Raw genomic sequence first — 16,670 nt, 5'->3', positions numbered from 1 at the left:
CAAGAAGAACCCGCGGCAAAACAAAGAAGTGCGCACGCCGAAGCGACGCCGCTTCGGCGCTGCCGAAACGTCAGAGCAGAGGGTCGATGATGGCCGACATTTCCGCAATCGACATCGCCCCTTTGTAGGTCTTTCCGTTGATGAAAAAGGTCGGTGTGGAATCGACCTTGAATTCGTCGGCGCCGCGCTTCTGGACGGATCTCACATCGTCCAGAAGTTTCTGGTCCGTCAAGCAGGCCTCGAAGGACTCCTGTGTAAAACCGGCAAGCTTGGCGATTTGCAGCAGTGCGTCCTTGGTATTGTTCACACCGACCCAGTTGGCCTGCTGCCTGAACAGAACGTCGACCATCGGGAAATAGTTGTCCTTGGAGCAGCGCGCCAGCATGAAACCGGCCTCGGCGCTGGGATCGAACGGAAACTCGCGCAGGATGTAACGGGCTTTGCCGGTGTCGATATATTTCGTCTTCAGCTCCGGAAAAGTGGTCTCGGCGAAATGCGCGCAATGCGGGCAGGTCATCGATGCATATTCGACGATAGTGACCTTTGCATCATCCTTGCCGAGCTGCATGTCGGGCAGCGCGCCGGGCTTCAACAAGGCTGCCATATCCACCGTGCCCTGAGCTTCAGGCGCTTTGGCGGCGGCCGGAGCGGCCGGCTTCGCAGGTTCCGCCGGAGCCGCAGGTTTCACATCCTGCGCCTCGGCTTTCTCGCCCGAGTTGCTGCAGGCGGCAAGCAGGGCCGCCGCTGGTATTGCGGCCAGCGAAGTCAAAAGGTGTCTGCGGGACAAGGAACGAAGCATACGAATCACCTGGCAATAGTTGGATTTTGCAATGCAAAGGCTACAAAAAGCGAGAGTTGGCGCGAATTAAGGCATTACCGGCCCTATTCCAATCGCCAAATCCGGGCATACCATCACGATAGCGCGAGATCACGGCTTCTTTTGACCAAGAATGGTGGCGCCAAGGCGCTCCAACGAGGCGCGCAGCCCGTCGTCCTCGATCAAACCGACAGTGCCCGACAGCTTCGCCTTCTCCGCCACGGTCAGCGGCCGCAAACTGGGTTTCGGCTTTTCCTTGCCCGCCATTACCGGCTTCTGCACGATCCTGATCCGGCCGATCGCATTGAAACCGAGAAACGCATTGACCCGGTTGATGATCTCGCCGGTCTCGTGCTGCAGATGCAGTGCCGCCACACCCTCGCAGGCAATTACCAGCACGGCCGGCTCGAACGGATCGTCCTCGTGCATGCGGCGCGGCCACTGGATCTTTTCCGGGCGCGAGCGGCCGGCAAGCCGCGGCCCGGCAATCTCTTCCCACGACTGGACCAGCCCGATCGACATGCCGGCCCGCTTGCGCAGCACCGGGTCGAGGATCTCGGTTGCGAGATCGCTCACCGGAACGGGATTGCCGAAGGGCCTTTTCCCTGCCATGTGCGTTCTCCAGCTTCAGCATCAGTGGACTAAGGCCGACCCTCGATCAATGGCACTGCACGACCAGACCCGCAAGGCCGTATCCGGAGACAATGGCGAGATCGCGTTCCGGCTGCTTGGCTGGTACGACGCGCATCACCGCGAGCTGCCGTGGCGCGTTCCGCCGCGTGCGCTGGCAGGCGGCGCCCAGCCCGATCCCTATCTCGTCTGGCTTTCCGAGGTGATGCTGCAGCAAACCACGGTCGAGGCGGTAAAATCCTATTTCCGGGCTTTCGTGCAGAAATGGCCAACTGTCGAGGCACTGGCGGCGGCACCGACCGAAGACGTCATGAAGGCCTGGGCCGGGCTCGGCTATTATTCCCGCGCCCGTAACCTCAAAGCCTGCGCCGATCTCGTCGCGCGGCAAGGCGGCCGCTTTCCGGACAGCGAGTCCGGCTTGAGGGAACTGCCCGGCATCGGCGCCTACACGGCGGCGGCGATCGCGGCGATCGCCTTCGACCGACCAGCCGCGGTCGTCGACGGCAATGTCGAACGGGTCGTCTCACGGCTGTATTCGATCGCCACGCCGCTGGGCGACGCCAAGGGCGAGATACGCGGCCAGGTCGAACGCATGGTTCCCCCGACAAGGCCCGGCGACTTCGCGCAGGCGATGATGGACCTGGGCGCGACGATCTGCACGCCGCGCCGGCCCCGCTGCATGCTCTGCCCCGTCAGGCAGGACTGCAGCGCCACAATCTCGGGCGATCCCGAGCGCTTTCCGGTCCGCCTGCCCAAGGCCGAGAAACCCTTGCGCCGCGGCGCCGCCTTCGTCGCAGTCAGGGGCGACGGCGCCATCCTTTTGCGAAAGCGCGCGGATAAAGGCCTGCTGGGCGGCATGACCGAAGTGCCGACGACCGGCTGGACCGCGCGGATCGATGGCGCCACCACGGCGGCGGCAGCCCCGTTCCCCGGCGACTGGCGGCAGGCCGGACGCATCGGCCATATCTTTACCCATTTTGCGCTTGAACTCGACGTGTTCAAGGCGGAGACCGACAGTGCCGCCTCGGCCGGGCATTTCTGGTCGCTGGCCCATGAAATTTCCGGGGAGGCGCTGCCGAGCGTCATGAAAAAGGTAATCGAAGCGGCGATACCGGGCGCGACGAAGAAGCAGCGGCCGCATTGAAAGAGAGAAGAATGTCCGAAATCCGCCACATCGTTTTCGACATCGGCAAAGTGCTGATCCACTATGATCCGAACCTGCCGTTCAGCCGCTTGATCCCCGATCCCGACGAACGGAAATGGTTCTTCGACAATGTCTGCACGCATGACTGGAACATCGAGCAGGACCGCGGCCGCAGCTGGGAAGAGGCCGAAGCGCTGGCAATCGCTCAGTATCCCGACCATGCCGAAAACATCCGCAATTTCCGCCGGCACTGGCACGAGATGGTGCCTCATGCCTATGAGGACAGCGTCGCCATCATGATCGGGCTGATCGAGAGCGGCCACGACGTGACGATGCTTACCAATTTCGCGGCCGATACGCTTGCCGAGGCCCGTGAGCGGTTCGATTTCCTCAATAGGCCGCGCGGCGTGACCGTGTCGGGCGACATCCGCCAGATCAAGCCGGATCGCGCCATCTACGATCACCACGTCGCCGCGTTCGGCCTCGATCCGGCAGCCACGCTGTTCATCGACGACAGCCAGAAGAATGTCGACGGCGCCAAGGCGGCCGGTTGGCAGGCTGTGCTGTTCACCGATGCAAAGACGCTCAGGGCGGACCTTGAGCGCCTTGGGATCAAAGTGTGATTTGAATCGCTTCCAGAGGTTGGGTGGGCCTTGGCATAACCGATCTGTCGCAGCTTGGAGCCTCAGGCCCCTGCCCGCTCCATGCCCAGGCGGGCAATGCGGCGAAGCTCGTCGATTGGGGTCAGGCCGCCGCTGCGCTCATAATGCCAGAAGGTCCATCCGTTGCAGGCGTCCAGCCCCTGCACGTGTGCGCCGATCTTGTGGATCGACCCGGCACTGTCGCCGATCGCCAGCGTGCCATCGGCACGCACTTTTGCCGCCCAGCGCTTCTTGGCGTCGTAGAGCGTGGCGCCGGGCGCCACCAAGCCATTGTCGAGAAGCGTGACGAATGCGACGCGCGGCTCAGCCCGCTTGCCGGTCAGCACCGTCAAATTGGCGCCTTCCAGCGGCCGGACCGCATCGATACGTTCCATGGCGGCATCGATATAGGCCTGCTCACGCTCGATGCCGACGAAGTGGCGGCCAAGCCGCTTGGCCACAGCCCCGGTGGTACCTGAACCGAAGAAGGGGTCGAGCACGATGTCGCCTGGCCTGGTCGATGCCGTCATGACGCGGGCAAGCAACGCTTCCGGCTTCTGCGTCGGATGTAATTTGTCACCATTGTCGTTCTTCAGGCGCTCGCCGCCGGTGCAGATCGGAAATAGCCAGTCGGAACGCATCTGAATGTCGTCATTCGACGCCTTCAGCGCCTCGTAGTTGAATGTGTAACCCTTGCCCTTTTGGTCGCGCGATGCCCAGATCATCGTCTCATGCGCGTTCTGGAAACGGCGGCCACGGAAATTGGGCATTGGATTGGTCTTGCGCCAGACGACGTCGTTGAGGATCCAGAAGCCCAGGTCCTGCATCTTGGCGCCGACCCTGAAAATATTGTGGTAGGAGCCGATGACCCAGATCGTGCCGTTGGGCTTCAACACGCGGCGCGCCGCCAGCAGCCAGGCGCGAGTGAAGGCGTCGTAGGCCTCAAAACTGTCGAACTGGTCCCAATGGTCGTCGACGGCATCGACCTTGGATTGGTCGGGCCGGTGCAGATCGCCATCGAGCTGCAGATTGTAAGGCGGATCGGCAAAGATCACGTCGATCGACTTTTCCGGCAGCCGTTCGAGCGCGGCGACGCAGTCGCCCTTCAGGATCGTATCCAGCCACTCGGATTGCTGGGGAGCATCGGAAAGGTCGTCGAGAAGACGCACGGCAGACATTGTGACACCCAAGGCACGCGTTACTGTTTACTGTCCGTTATGGTTACCGATCAGCGTAAATATTCAGTGAAGCAGCACGCCGAATTTGCGAAGCCCGGCCTGTTGGTGTATGCCGCGCCGCCTGAGCCGTTTTGACCAAAGGCCCTCTCGGCATTCCCCTCATCCCGCTTCCCGGATCACCATGCCCCAGCCAGATCTTGTCATCTTCGATTGCGACGGCGTGCTCGTCGATTCCGAAATCATCGCCGCGCGTATCGATGCGGAGCTTTTGACCTCGGCCGGCTACGAGATATCGGCCGAGGAGATTTCCGAGGTCTATGCCGGGCTGATTTTCAAGGACATCATGATGCGGGTCGAGGAAAAGTCCCGGATCCCGTTCCAGGCCTCCTTGATCGACAAGGAGGAACAGCTTGTCGATCGCAGGCTGCGCAGCGACGTGCGTGCCATCGACGGAGCGCACGAAGCTGTCGCCGCGGTAGCAGTGCCGCGCTGCGTCTGTTCGAATTCGCGTTCTGAGCGGATCGAATTCATGCTGGAGAAGGTGCAGCTTTTGCCGTTCTTTGCCGGCCGGATCTTTTCCTCGCTGGAAACCCCGACCGGGAAAACCAAGCCGGCGCCGGACGTGTTTCGGTTCGCCGCGGAAAAGCTCAAGGCCGATCCGGCGAACACCTTTGTCATCGAGGATTCGGTGCATGGCGTCACCGGCGCCAAGACGGCGGGAATGCGCGTCATCGGCTTTACCGGCGCGGCGCACAGCTATCCCGGCCACGCCGATGCGCTGACCGAGGCCGGCGCGGAAACGGTCATCCGCCGCTGGGCGGAACTGAAAAGCGTGATCGCCGCGCTGTCGGAATGGTCGGCGGACGCGTGAGAGGCCGCCTCAGCCGCCGCGGCGCGAATGCAGCGGCTTAGTTGGTCGCGGCGGCTTTCTTCTTCCTCGGCTTGTCTGTCGCTACTTTCGGAGCGCCCTCGTCATACCCGGCATATGCCTGGTAGTCCTTCGCCGTCGGCTCCGGAACGACGACGTTGGAATCGGTGAAGACGAACTGCGTGGCACTCGAAGGATCGGTAACCTGGACCTGATAGGAGTGAAGCTGCGAATAGAGAACTTCGGTGCCGTGCATCACCGCGATGCGGATCGGCATGGTGATGGTCCCGGGGGTGAACATCGGGCCAGGCACGACCTTGCCGGCGACGGCTATCTTCATCGACAAGGAGCCGTTGGCGCGGCTGCAGTCGCGGGTCACATCGGTGATCGAAGCCTGATAGATGATCTTGGCGGAATCGTCCGGCTGATCGACGCCAGCCGCGTCCGTTGCCGGCTGCGCGGCTTCCTCGGCGGCAACATCGGTTTTTTTCTTCGGCTTCGGACCGCTCTTGGCGTAGGTATTGAAGAAAGCGGTGCCGTCACGCAACGTCACTTTCGGGCAATAGGCCTGCAGCTGGCTGGAAAGCACCTTGGGATCGGGTGGCGGTGGCGGCGTCGTGTCCTTCTTGCCGAAGCCGAGAATACCATTGTCGCTCGATTGGCAGCCTGCGGCGGCAAGCATAAAGCCGGCGAGCCCCAGACCCGCGACAAAACGACCGTTGAATGAATGAAACGCCATGAACTGCACTTCCCTCTCGCAAAGCCGGTGACGTATATCAACCGCGCGGCAAAAATGCGACTGAGCCCGCGCAGAAATCCACCACCTCGCGGCGGGCCGAAATTCCCGGCAGCAATGGAAACGTAACGATGCAATATGTGAGTACCCGCGGGGAAGCGCCCGCGCTTGGATTTTCCGACGCCGTGCTGGCCGGACTGGCGCGCGACGGAGGGCTCTACCTGCCGAGCGCCTGGCCGCATTTTTCCGCAGCCGAGATCCGCGCCATGCGCGGCCTTGCCTATCCCGATCTTGCCATCCGGGTGCTGTCGCCGTTCCTCGGCGGCGAGATCGCGGCGCCGGTGTTCGAACGGCTGGTGCGCGAAGCCTATGCGACCTTCCGCCATGAGGCCGTCTGCCCGCTGGTGCAGACCGGGCCGAACAGCTTCGTGCTCGAGCTCTTCCACGGCCCGACGCTCGCGTTCAAGGACGTGGCGATGCAGCTTCTTGCACGGCTGATGGACTATGTGCTGGCCGAGCGCGACCAGCGCGCCACCATTGTCGGCGCCACCTCCGGCGACACCGGAGGGGCCGCCATCGATGCCTTTGCCGGGCGCAACCGCACCGACATCTTCGTGCTTTTCCCGCATGGCCGCGTCTCGCCGGTACAGCAGCGGCAGATGACGACCTCGACCGCCGCAAACGTCCATGCGTTGGCGATCGAAGGTAATTTCGATGACTGCCAGGGCCTGGTGAAGGACATGTTCAACGACCATGGTTTTCGCGACCGGGTATCGCTGTCGGGCGTCAATTCGATCAACTGGGCCCGCATCATGGCCCAGATCGTCTATTATTTCTCCTCCGCGCTGTCGCTCGGCGCGCCCGACAGACCGGTTTCCTTCACCGTGCCGACCGGCAATTTCGGCGACATCTTTGCCGGCTATGCCGCCAAGAAGATGGGGCTGCCGATCGAACGGCTGATCATCGCCACCAACGACAACGATATTCTGGCGCGCACGCTGGCGACCGGCGAATACCGCATGAAGGGGGTTTTTTCGACCACGTCGCCCTCGATGGACATCCAGGTGTCTTCGAACTTCGAACGCTTGCTGTTCGAAGCGTCCGGCCGCGATGCCTCGACCGTGCGGCGCTACATGAACGGGCTCAAGCAGTCCGGCGCCTTCACCATCGAGGCTGGCGAAATCGCCAAGATCCGCTCCGAATTCGACGCCGGCCGCGCCACCATGGACGAGGTCGCCGCCAGTATCCGCACCACACTAGCGGCGAGCGGCTATCTGCTCGACCCGCATACGGCCGCGGCCGTGCATGTGGCCGCCGGCAAGGCTGCGGGTGAGGTGCCGATGGTGGTGCTGGGCACTGCGCACCCGGCAAAGTTTCCCGCCGCCGTCGAAGCCGCCAGCGGCGTGTCGCCTGCCCTGCCTGCATGGCTAGGCGGGTTGATGAGCGCCGAGGAAAAATACACGGTACTTCCATCCGACCTGAAAATGGTGGAAGATTATCTCGGCCGCCACACGCGGGCGGCGCGTTAGGGAGTAATTGCCATATGGGTGTTGAGGTAAGCCGTCTGTCGAACGGCCTGACAGTCGCCACCGAAACCCTTCGAAGCCTCGAATCTGTTGCCCTTGGCGCCTGGGTCAAGTCGGGCGCACGCAACGAGCGTGACGAAGAGCACGGAATGGCGCACTTGCTCGAGCACATGGCTTTCAAGGGCACCAGGCGGCGAAGCGCCTTCGAGATTGCCTCGGAGATCGAGGACGTCGGCGGTGAGATCAATGCCGCCACCAGCGTCGAGACGACCTCCTATTATGCAAGGGTTCTTAGCGACGACGTGCCGCTGGCGGTCGATATTCTTTCCGACATCCTGCAGGACTCCGAATTCGATCCGCAGGAGTTGGAACGAGAGCAGCATGTGATTTTGCAGGAGATCGGCGCCGCGCACGATACGCCCGACGACGTCGTTTTCGATCACTTTACCGAGACCGCCTTTCGCCACCAGACTATCGGCCGCTCGATTCTCGGCACGCCGGAAACCGTCAAATCCTTCACTTCGAAGCAGTTGCACGACTTCATCGAGCGACAGTACGGTGCCGAGAACATGGTGATGGTGGCGGCCGGCGATATCAAGCACGACGATTTCGTGCGGGAGGTCGAAAAGCGGCTCGGCAGCTTCCGCGGCAAGGCCGACGGCACCATCCCGCAATATGCGCAGTATGTCGGCGGCGATTTTCGCGAGGACCGCGACCTGATGGACGCCCAGATCGTGCTGGGTTTCGAGGGCCGCGCCTATCACGTCCGCGATTTCTATGCCTCCCAGGTCCTGTCGATGATCCTGGGCGGCGGCATGTCGTCGCGACTTTTCCAGGAAGTCCGCGAAAAACGCGGCCTGTGCTATTCGGTCTATGCCTTCCATTGGGGTTTTTCCGACACCGGCGTCTTCGGGGTCCATGCCGCGACCGGACAAAGCGATATTGCCGAGCTGGTGCCTGTGATCATCGACGAGCTGCAAAAGGCCGGCGAAAACATCCTGCAGGAGGAGCTTGACCGGGCGCGTGCCCAGTACCGCGCCGGGCTGATCATGTCGGCCGAGAGCCCGGCCAGCCGCGCCTCGCAGATCGCCAGGCAGTTGCTTCTGTTCGGCAGGCCGATCGCCAAGGAAGAGCTGATGGAGCGCCTGTCGGCGTTGACTGTCGAGCGGCTGACGGATCTGTCGTCCCGGCTTTTTTCGACCAAGCCGACGCTTACAGCTGTCGGGCCGGTGGGTACGCTCGCGCCCTATGAGGCGATCCTCGATTCGCTTTCGGGCACGCAGACCACTGCCCGTAAGCTTGCCGTCTAAGCCCATTCGAGCATCGTGTTCGCGCTCCCTTTCTTTCGCCGCGACCTGCCGGCACTGAAGGGCGAGCTGGTCACGCTGCGCGTGCCGCTGACCAACGACTATCGCGAGTGGTCGGTGCTGCGCAGTGAAAGCCGCGCCTTCCTCGAGCCGTGGGAGCCGCGATGGACGCCTGACGAGCTCGACCGCACGGCGTGGCGGCACCGTATCGGCCGCTACCGCGAGGACTACGCGCAGGGGACGGCGATCGCCTTCTTCATCTTCGAGAAAAGCAGCGGCAAGCTGGCCGGCGGTATCACCCTCGGCAATATCCGCCACGGGGTCGCCCAAAGCGGCCATATCGGCTACTGGATCGGCGAGCGCTTCAGCGGACGCGGCCTGATGACCGATGCCGTCAAGGTGGTGACGCGTTTCGCCTTCGAAACGCTGCGGTTGCACCGGATCGAAGCTGCCTGTATCCCCGATAATGCCCGGTCGATCCGCGTGCTTGAAAAAGCCGGATTCCGGCGCGAAGGACTGCTACGATCCTATCTCAGGATCAACGGTATCTGGCAGGACCATTACCTATACGCCCGAATCGCGGACGATCCGCCGGGCGTTGGAACAAAGGACTGATTTTTGACGAATTTTCTGCGCAACGGGTCGCTGCTTGCCTTTATGCTGGCTGCAATCGTCACGCTCTGCGCGGCATCGTCGGCGTTTGCGGTCGAACCGATCAAGATCGCCCGCGACGACGTGGCGCTCGACCTTTCGGGCGCCGTCGCAATCTACCGCAACCAAGGCGAGAATTTCCAGGTCTCGACGGCACCCGGCCCGGACGGCATCGTACGGCGCATCGAGGTCGAGGCCAATGACGCGCGCTCGACCGGCGACTGGGCGGTGTTCGCGCTCGCTAACACCACCGACCAGCAGCTCGACAGGCTGATTGTAGCACCGCATTTCCGGCTGGTGAATTCCGGCCTGTTTTGGCCGGATCTCGGCTCGACCCGTATCGCTGCGATCACGCCCAGCGAAGGCTTTGCGCTCGACCGCCAGACCAGCCCCGACGCCGACGTGTTCCGGGTGACGTTGAACCCCGGAACGGTGATCACCTTCATCGCCGAGCTCGCCTCGCCCAAGCTGCCGCAGGTCTATCTGTGGGATCCTGAATCCTACAAGGACTCGGTCAATTCCTACACGCTGTTTCGTGGCATCGTCATCGGCATCGCCGGCCTGCTGGCGCTGTTCCTGACCATTCTTTTCGTCGTCAAGGGGACCTCGATGTTTCCGGCGACGGCGGCCCTTGCCTGGGCGGTGCTTGCGTATATCTGCGTCGATTTCGGCTTTCTTAACAAGATCATAGAAATATCCCCGGGCAACGAGCAGATGTGGCGCGCCGGAACGGAGGTGGCGCTTGCGGCGACCTTCGTGGTGTTCCTGTTTGCCTATCTCAACCTCAACCGGTGGCACGGCCATTTCAGCTACGGCGCGCTGGTCTGGATTCTCGGGCTGGTGCTGATCGCCGGCGTCGCCATCATCGATCCGGCGGTTGCCGCCGGCATTGCCAGGCTGTCCTTCGCCGCCACCGCACTGACCGGGCTCGGCCTGATCATCTTCCTCGGTATCCGCGGTTACGACCGCGCCATCATGCTCGTGCCCAGTTGGGTGATGGTTCTGCTGTGGCTATGCGGATCGTGGATGGCGATCACCGGCATGCTGGACAACGATATCGCCCAGCCGGCGCTGGGCGGCGGGCTGATCCTCATCATCCTGCTGATCGGCTTCACGGTGATGCAGCACGCTTTTGCTGGCGGCGCCCTGCATCAGGGCCTGTTCTCCGATCTCGAGCGGCAGGCGCTGGCGGTTGCCGGATCGGGCGATACTGTGTGGGACTGGGACGTGCTGCGCGACCGGGTCGTCACTCGTCCCGACGTCAGCATTCAGCTCGGCCTTGCTCCCAACAGTCTCGGCGGTCCCGCCCGCAACTGGCTGCCGGTGCTGCATGCCGACGACCGCGACACGTTTCGCACGACGCTCGACGTGGTGCTCGAGCACCGGCGTGGCCGGGTGTCGCAAAACTTCCGCCTGCGCGGCGCCGATGGGCACTATCACTGGTTTGCGCTGCGCGCCCGGCCGGTGATCGGCTCGGACGGCGAGGTCATCCGCTGCGTCGGCACCATGGTCGATGTGACGGAGCAGAAGAAGTCCGAGGAACGGCTGCTGCACGACGCCGTGCACGACAATCTGACCGGCTTGCCCAACCGCGAGCTGTTCATGAACCGGCTGGAGGCGATCATTTCGATCGCCCGCACCGAAGAGAAGGTGCGCCCGACCGTCTTCGTCATCGACATCGATCGCTTCAAGCAGGTCAATGACGGGCTCGGCATCTCGGCCGGCGATACCATCCTTTTGACCATAGCGCGGCGGCTGCACCGGCTGCTCAAGCCGAAGGATTCGCTGTCGCGCTTTGCCGGCGACCAGTTCGCGCTGATGCTTTTGTCGGAGCAGGATCCGGCTCGCATCGCGGCCATCGCCGATGCCATCAAGCACGCCATCAACAACCCGATCACCTTCGCCAAGCGCGAGATCGTGCTGACCGCCTCGATCGGGCTGATCACCTGGACGTCCACGCAGACCTCGGCCGAGGACATGGTCAAGGATGCCGAGCTTGCCATGCATCAGGCCAAGCGCTTCGGCGGCGACAGGATCGAGCCGTTCCGGCCCGCCTTCCGCACGGTCGGCACCGACCGGCTGCAGTTCGAGTCCGACCTGCGCCGCGCCATCGAGCGACGTGAATTCACGCTTGCCTATCAGCCGATCGTGCGGCTCGAGGACGGCAGCGTTGCCGGCTTCGAAGCGTTGCTGCGCTGGGACCATCCGCGGCGCGGCATGATCCCGCCCGCGGATTTCATTCCGGTTGCCGAAAACTGCGGCCTGATCGTGCAGCTTGGGCTGTTCGCCATGCAGCAGGCTGCCGAAGACCTGGCCGGATGGCAAAAGCAGATCGGCGATGCGCCGCTGTCGGTCTCGGTCAATCTGTCCAGCCGTCAGCTCATCCGCCGCGACCTGGTCAGCGACGTCCGCTCGGTGATCGCGCGAGCCAACCTGAAACCGCGCTGCTTCCGGCTCGAACTCACCGAATCGCTGGTGATGGACAATCCCGAGCAGACCGCCCATGTGCTGACCAAGCTGAAGCAGCTTGGCATCGGCCTGTCGTTGGACGATTTCGGCACCGGCTATTCATCGCTGGCCTATCTGACGCGCTTTCCTTTCGACACCATCAAGATCGACAAGAGCTTCGTCGACGACGCGACGCCGAAACGCGCGGTGCTGCTCAAATCGATGGTCAACATGGCGCATGAGCTCGGCCTGTCGGTCGTTGCCGAAGGGATTTCGGACGAAAGCGATGCGCTGGAGCTACGGCAGATGGGCTGCGAATACGTGCAGAGCTTCATGTTCGGAGCACCGATGCCCGGCGACCAGGTGCTGAAGACGCTGAAGGAACAGTATCCGCTCACTCAAGCGTGACAAGTTTCTGGGACGTGATGAGGGCTCAGGCGTGACCGGCAGCCAGGCTGAGATGCGCGAGATCGATGCCGATCGAGGCAAGGATCCGGTCGTATTTGCGGTCGATGTCGGCGTCGAACAGAAGCTCGGCACTTGCCGGGCAAGTCAGCCATCCATTCTCGGCGATCTCGTTTTCAAGCTGGCCCGCACCCCAGCCGGCATAGCCGAGAGCCATCAGCGCCCGCCGGGGTCCGCGGCCGGAGGAGATGGCGCGCAAAATGTCGACGGTCGCGGTCAGGCAGACGTCGTCGGACACGGCGAGCGAGGATTCCACCCGGTAGTCGCCCGAATGCAGGACGAAGCCGCGGCTGCGATCCACCGGTCCGCCATTGCGCACGACAAAGTCGCGCGCCGGCGCCGGCAGACGGATCGCCTCCATCTCATTCATGATGCCAAGTTGCACGAGCAGGTCCGGAAACAGCATCTGCTGCGTCTGGTTGATGATCAGCCCCATCGCACCTTCGTCGCTGTGCGCGCAAATGTAGATGACAGAGCGCGTGAAGCGGTCGTCCTTCATGCCGGGCATGGCGATCAGGAACTGGTCGTCGAGAAAGCCGGGGCCTGTGGCCGTCCTTTTATGGCGCAACAAATCCATGGCCACAGCGTAACGCGTTTCCGAAGCCTCGAAAAGATGGGCGGCGCTCGATTTGATCAGGCTCGTAAATCGAAGGTCACGCAAATATGATGCCGGCCGCGTCATGAAATCATTGTGCGGCCATCAACGGACGATCAAATCACCGTCATGCAAAGCTTGAAAATCCTGCTGCTTGGTGTGGCCATTGGATCGGCGACCGGCCTCCCAGCCTCAGCCTCCTCGTCGGCCTGGTACAACAGCGAAGGCGGCAGGGTGAGGCTGGTGACGAGCGGCAAAGCCGACGAGGCCGGACGTCTCCAGGGCGTCCTCGACATTGCGCTGAAGCCCGGCTGGAAAACCTATTGGCGCGATCCGGGCGATGCGGGCGTGCCGCCACAGATCGACGTCTCGGCCAGCACCAACATTGCCGACGCGACGCTTTTGTTTCCGCCGCCGCAGCGCCATGACGACGGCTATGGCAAATGGGCCGGCTACGACCACCCGGTTTCGTTGCCGGTGACGTTCACGCTTGCCACGCCCGGCCAGCCGGCCGTCATCGATGCGGACATTTTCCTCGGCATCTGCGAAACCATCTGCATCCCGGTGCAAACAAGGCTGACCGTCGATCCCGGCGCCGATCCGGACAACGCCGAGGATGCGGCACTGGTCAAGGCAGGCCTTGCCACCCTGCCCGCCACGGCAACGCCCGATTTCGGCATAAACGTACTGCCGGGCGACCACGAAACGCTGATTGTCGAAGCGAGCTTTCCGGGCAGCCCCGAGGGCGCCGACTTCTTCGTTGCCGGCGAACGCGACTACATGTTCGGTGCCCCGGCACGCAGCGAAAAGGATGGCAAGCTGATCTTTACTGTGCCGATCCTCGACAGGCCGTCGACAACGCCAACCGATGGCGGCCTGCACTACACACTGACAAGTGCCGCAGGCGCGGTCGAAGGCCTGTTGCCATTCCCGTGATGCCAACGTCTGGACTGTTGCCGGGCGCGCCTTAATTCGCTATCGCAAGGACACTCCCTTCCATTCCAAACGAGGACCATCATGACGATCTCCGTTGGCGACAAACTGCCCGATGCGACCTTCAAGACAATGACCGCCGACGGTGCAAAGCCGATCACGACGGGCGAGATATTCTCAGGAAAGACGGTCGTGCTGTTTGGCGTTCCAGGCGCTTTCACGCCGACCTGCAGCAACAATCATCTGCCCGGCTACCTGGACAATTACGACGCCATCCTGGCGCGCGGCGTCGACACTATCGCCGTTGTCTCGGTCAACGATGTTCACGTCATGGGGGCTTGGGCCCGCTTCAGCGGCGGTGAAGGCAAAATCCTTTATCTTGCCGACGGCAATGGCGATTTCGCCAAATCGGTCGGCCTCGACGCCGACCTCTCCAGCGGCGGTATGGGGCTGCGCTCGAAGCGTTTTTCGATGATCGTCGATGACGGCAAGGTCACCGCACTCAATGTCGAGACAAAGCCCGGCGTCGACGAGTCCGGTGCGGCTCACATTCTCGGACAGCTTTCCGTCCTGGCGACAGCCTAGGCCAGGCACGGCAAAGGGCGCCTTCTAGCGCTCAACGTCCAAAGGACGCTGACTTTTGCATCGGCGCATGATCCTTCCGAAAGCCGACCCGGTTTCGGGGCCATGTGTCGGCCTTTCGGGACTGGTTGCTTTTGGGGATCTCGATTATGTCTGACATCTTGTGGCGCAGCGTCGCGATCGGCATCGGCGCAACCGCGCTTATGGATTTCTGGGCGATTTTCCTGAACAAGGCCTTTGCCCAACCGCGCCCGAACTGGGGGCTGGTCGGCCGCTGGGTCTGGCATCTCAGGGAAGGCAAGGTCTTCCATGATGACATTGGCGAGGCCTCGCCCTACCCACATGAATCAGTACTTGGCTGGGCCTTTCATTATGCTGTCGGTATCGTCTACGGCATCATACTGGTCGTGCTGGCCGGGACGGCCTGGCTCACCGCGCCGACCTTCCTGCCGGCCTTTATCCTCGGCATCGTCACCGTCGGCGCCGGGTGGTTTCTGCTGGCGCCCGGCATGGGTGCTGGCTGGGCCGCTTCGAAGCGGCCCAATCCGATGCAGGTCCGCGCCCTCAATCTTGTGTCGCATACGGTGTTTGCCATCGGACTGTTCGGCACCGCCCTCCTGATCCGCTGACACGCCAGTTCAACCGGATCAATAACTCTGGGTCGAGCGCCGAACCTTCTTGGCCGCCGATTGCCTGGACCGGGTGCCTTCCTTCGGCGGCACGGACGCGAGCACGGGTTTCGCCGACTTCGTCTTGAATGGCGCCATGCCGAGCCGCGCCAATTCGTCGGCGCGCTCGTTCTCAGGATGGCCGGCATGGCCCTTGACCCAATGCCAGGTGACCTGATGGCGGTTGCGCGCCGCGTCGAGCTGCTGCCACAGCTCGGCATTCTTCACCGGCTGCCGGGCGGCGGTCTTCCAGCCGTTGCGCTTCCAGCCATCGATCCAACCGAAAATGCCGTCCTTGACGTAGTTGCTGTCGGTATAAAGGTCGACGACGCAAGGCTCCTTGAGCGCGTTGAGCGCCGAGATCGCCGCCAACAACTCCATGCGGTTGTTGGTGGTCAGAGCCTCGCCACCATGGAGCTCCTTGATGGCGCGGTTGAAGCGCAGGATTGCGCCCCAGCCGCCAGGCCCGGGATTGCCCGAACAGGCACCATCGGTGAAGATTTCAACGCGCTTGGTCATGTCAGTCCATATTCGGAAGGAGAGTGGATCGCCCGGTGGAAGCGCATCCGGCGGATATACTCGGTCGGGTCGCGTTTCATTACCATGCCGCCATCCGGAACCGTCAGCCAGTCGTAGAGCCGGGTCAGCATGAAGCGCAGCGCCGAGCCGCGCGCCAGCATCGGCAGCGCAGCTTTCTCGTCACTGCTCAACGGCCGCACGCTTTGGTAGCCGGCAAGCAGCGCCGTGCCCTTGGTCAGATTGAAGGAAAAATCCTTCTCGAAGCACCAGGCGTTCAGGCACGTGGCAACGTCATAGGCGTAGAGGTCGTTGCAAGCGAAATAGAAGTCGATCAGCCCGGACAGTTTCTCGCCGAGGAAGAACACATTGTCCGGGAAAAGATCGGCATGGATGATGCCTTGCGGCAGACCGCTCGGCCAGTTCCGCTCGAAATCGGCGAAATCGGCATCGACCTCGGCCGCCAGTCCCGGCTCGACCTCGTCGGCGCGGGCGCGGGCGGCATTCCACAGCTTGCGCCAGCCATCGATGGCAAGGGCGTTGAGGCGGGTCATCGGAAAATCCGCGCCGGCCAGATGCAGTGCCGCCAGTGCCTTGCCGACCTCGCCGCAATGCGCAGCCGTCGGCCGCCGCAGCGACAGGCCTTCGAGAAAGGTGATGATGACCGCCGGCCGACCAGCAAGTGTTCCGATCACACTGCCATCATGTGCGGTGACCGGGAGCGGACAAGAAATGCCCTTTCTGGCGAGATGGGCCATGAGGCCGAGAAAGAACGGCAGGTCAGCCTTGTCGACGCGCTTCTCGTAAAGCGTCAGGATGTAGGAGCCGCTGCTGGTGTGCAGCAGAAAATTCGAGTTTTCGGTGCCTTCGGCGATGCCCTTGTAGGACAGGAGGTCGCCGACCGGATAGTTCCTGAGGAATGCGCCGAGCTCGCCCTCGTTGACGTCGGTGTAGACCGCCATCGT

Annotated in this window: 17 protein-coding genes; 10 read left to right on the top strand and 7 right to left on the bottom strand. The window is 62.7% G+C overall.

Translation table 11 applies throughout. The features are described 5' to 3' along the window. Window positions 1–70: 70 nt before the first annotated feature. Together NKH42_RS05560 and NKH42_RS05555 are read right to left on the bottom strand one after the other, a co-directional pair. A complete protein-coding gene (locus NKH42_RS05560) occupies window positions 71–799 on the bottom strand; it encodes a DsbA family protein (protein WP_352751048.1) in 729 nt (242 codons plus the stop codon). 129 nt (window positions 800–928) lie between these two features. Next, window positions 929–1,429 carry a DUF721 domain-containing protein gene (locus NKH42_RS05555; RefSeq protein WP_254818472.1) on the bottom strand — a complete coding sequence of 167 codons (501 nt, stop codon included), beginning with the start codon at window positions 1,427–1,429 and terminating at the stop codon, window positions 929–931. Between the two features lie 49 nt (window positions 1,430–1,478). On the opposite strand from NKH42_RS05555, the gene mutY reads away from it, so the two are divergent. Both mutY and NKH42_RS05545 read left to right on the top strand, forming a co-directional pair. Beyond that, on the top strand, window positions 1,479–2,591 hold the full coding sequence (mutY, locus tag NKH42_RS05550) for an A/G-specific adenine glycosylase (RefSeq protein WP_352737049.1): 1,113 nt from the start codon (window positions 1,479–1,481) through the stop codon (window positions 2,589–2,591). Between the two features lie 11 nt (window positions 2,592–2,602). Continuing rightward, window positions 2,603–3,214 carry an HAD family hydrolase gene (locus NKH42_RS05545; RefSeq protein ID WP_352645940.1) on the top strand — a complete coding sequence of 204 codons (612 nt, stop codon included), beginning with the start codon at window positions 2,603–2,605 and terminating at the stop codon, window positions 3,212–3,214. A 62-nt stretch (window positions 3,215–3,276) separates the two neighbouring features. Here NKH42_RS05545 and NKH42_RS05540 read toward each other — a convergent pair whose 3' ends face one another. Next, complete coding sequence (locus tag NKH42_RS05540; protein WP_352476683.1) at window positions 3,277–4,410, bottom strand: site-specific DNA-methyltransferase; 1,134 nt, start codon at window positions 4,408–4,410, stop codon at window positions 3,277–3,279. A 181-nt stretch (window positions 4,411–4,591) separates the two neighbouring features. Here NKH42_RS05540 and NKH42_RS05535 point away from each other — a divergent pair, with 181 nt between their 5' ends. After that, the gene (locus NKH42_RS05535) at window positions 4,592–5,281 is read left to right on the top strand and encodes an HAD family hydrolase (RefSeq protein WP_352737050.1); all 690 of its coding nucleotides are present in this window, start codon (window positions 4,592–4,594) and stop codon (window positions 5,279–5,281) included. 37 nt (window positions 5,282–5,318) lie between these two features. Here the strand turns inward: NKH42_RS05535 and NKH42_RS05530 are convergent, their stop codons facing one another. Continuing rightward, window positions 5,319–6,017, bottom strand: a complete 699-nt coding sequence (locus NKH42_RS05530) for a hypothetical protein (RefSeq protein WP_352701597.1) — start codon at window positions 6,015–6,017, stop codon at window positions 5,319–5,321. Window positions 6,018–6,145: 128 nt separating this feature from the next. On the opposite strand from NKH42_RS05530, the gene thrC reads away from it, so the two are divergent. The 4 genes from thrC to NKH42_RS05510 are packed head-to-tail and all read left to right on the top strand — an operon-like array spanning window position 6,146 to window position 12,354. Further along, a complete protein-coding gene (gene thrC, locus NKH42_RS05525; protein WP_352751050.1) occupies window positions 6,146–7,543 on the top strand; it encodes a threonine synthase in 1,398 nt (465 codons plus the stop codon). Between the two features lie 14 nt (window positions 7,544–7,557). Next, window positions 7,558–8,850, top strand: a complete 1,293-nt coding sequence (locus NKH42_RS05520; RefSeq protein ID WP_352973974.1) for a M16 family metallopeptidase — start codon at window positions 7,558–7,560, stop codon at window positions 8,848–8,850. Window positions 8,851–8,865: 15 nt separating this feature from the next. Further along, window positions 8,866–9,462, top strand: a complete 597-nt coding sequence (locus tag NKH42_RS05515; RefSeq protein ID WP_254818464.1) for a GNAT family N-acetyltransferase — start codon at window positions 8,866–8,868, stop codon at window positions 9,460–9,462. 3 nt (window positions 9,463–9,465) lie between these two features. After that, window positions 9,466–12,354, top strand: a complete 2,889-nt coding sequence (locus NKH42_RS05510) for an EAL domain-containing protein (RefSeq protein WP_302895658.1) — start codon at window positions 9,466–9,468, stop codon at window positions 12,352–12,354. A 25-nt stretch (window positions 12,355–12,379) separates the two neighbouring features. Here NKH42_RS05510 and NKH42_RS05505 read toward each other — a convergent pair whose 3' ends face one another. Further along, window positions 12,380–12,988 (bottom strand): YqgE/AlgH family protein, encoded by a 609-nt coding sequence (locus NKH42_RS05505; protein WP_254818656.1) that lies wholly within the window; start codon window positions 12,986–12,988, stop codon window positions 12,380–12,382. 147 nt (window positions 12,989–13,135) lie between these two features. On the opposite strand from NKH42_RS05505, the gene NKH42_RS05500 reads away from it, so the two are divergent. The 3 genes from NKH42_RS05500 to NKH42_RS05490 all read left to right on the top strand — a co-directional run bounded on the left by NKH42_RS05500 (window position 13,136) and on the right by NKH42_RS05490 (window position 15,150). Next, window positions 13,136–13,942, top strand: coding sequence for a protein-disulfide reductase DsbD domain-containing protein (locus tag NKH42_RS05500; RefSeq protein ID WP_352505208.1), 807 nt, complete (start codon window positions 13,136–13,138; stop codon window positions 13,940–13,942). 81 nt (window positions 13,943–14,023) lie between these two features. Further along, entirely contained in the window at window positions 14,024–14,524 is a 501-nt protein-coding gene (locus NKH42_RS05495) for a peroxiredoxin (protein ID WP_292657494.1), read from the top strand. Between the two features lie 146 nt (window positions 14,525–14,670). Then, on the top strand, window positions 14,671–15,150 hold the full coding sequence (locus NKH42_RS05490; protein ID WP_352505209.1) for a DUF2938 domain-containing protein: 480 nt from the start codon (window positions 14,671–14,673) through the stop codon (window positions 15,148–15,150). Between the two features lie 18 nt (window positions 15,151–15,168). Here NKH42_RS05490 and rnhA read toward each other — a convergent pair whose 3' ends face one another. Continuing rightward, on the bottom strand, window positions 15,169–15,708 hold the full coding sequence (gene rnhA, locus NKH42_RS05485) for a ribonuclease HI (RefSeq protein WP_352505210.1): 540 nt from the start codon (window positions 15,706–15,708) through the stop codon (window positions 15,169–15,171). After that, window positions 15,705–16,667 carry a homoserine kinase gene (locus NKH42_RS05480; protein ID WP_352505211.1) on the bottom strand — a complete coding sequence of 321 codons (963 nt, stop codon included), beginning with the start codon at window positions 16,665–16,667 and terminating at the stop codon, window positions 15,705–15,707. Before NKH42_RS05480 ends, rnhA begins: the two co-directional genes overlap by 4 nt. Between the last annotated feature and the right edge of the window lie 3 nt (window positions 16,668–16,670).

The sequence above is a fragment of the Mesorhizobium sp. M1142 genome, from assembly GCF_040318565.1.
GTDB lineage: Bacteria > Pseudomonadota > Alphaproteobacteria > Rhizobiales > Rhizobiaceae > Mesorhizobium.
This window is presented reverse-complemented; position numbering and strand designations above follow the sequence as displayed.